This window comes from Acinetobacter endophylla (assembly GCF_053543775.1).
Map to the genome: position 1 here is coordinate 1 of NZ_JBLVOM010000105.1, position 607 is coordinate 607.

The 607-nt window shown below is 46.0% G+C and carries 1 protein-coding gene; it reads left to right on the forward strand.

What is annotated here, in order from left to right:
* Positions 1-570 (forward strand): PglZ domain-containing protein (locus ACNPNW_RS05485; protein ID WP_527890968.1); only part of this gene is annotated, 570 nt, incomplete at its 5' end.
* Positions 571-607 lie beyond the last annotated feature (37 nt).

Sequence of the window (607 nt, forward strand, 5' to 3'; positions counted from 1 at the left end):
GGGCATGGTTTACCAGAGAGCAAGGAAGCCTGGAAAGGCTCAACCCAAGCTACGGCAGGCACATTATCTGCGACTGATTTCTGGATTCCAAAAGGGGCGAACCGTTTCCATTTTGTAGGAGGCTCACGTTTCGTGCATGGCGGCATCATGCCTCAGGAAATCGTAGTGCCTGTACTAACGGTAAAACAGCTACGTGGTGAAAAGGCTGGACAGCGCACCAAGCGTAAAGTTGAGGTCATTTCTACCAAATCCACGCTGAAGATGGTCAATAACATCCAGAAGTTTGATTTGATGCAAACTGAAGCTGTCAGTGAGCTGGTCATGCCAGTGACTTTATCCATTGCCATTTATGATGGGGATCTTAAAGTTTCCAGTGAAGAAACTTTGACTTTTGATAGCAGTACCGACTCTGTTGCCGATCGGGTCAAGCAGGTCAGGCTGTCATTGTCTGGCACTGATTTTGACCGTAAGAAAGATTACTTCCTGGTACTGAAGGACAAAGACCTGAATATCGAGATGCAACGCTATAAGGTCACCATTGATTTGGCATTTACCGATGACTTCTTCTAATAACGAATTAACGATAGAGCGTAGCCTACATGGAATC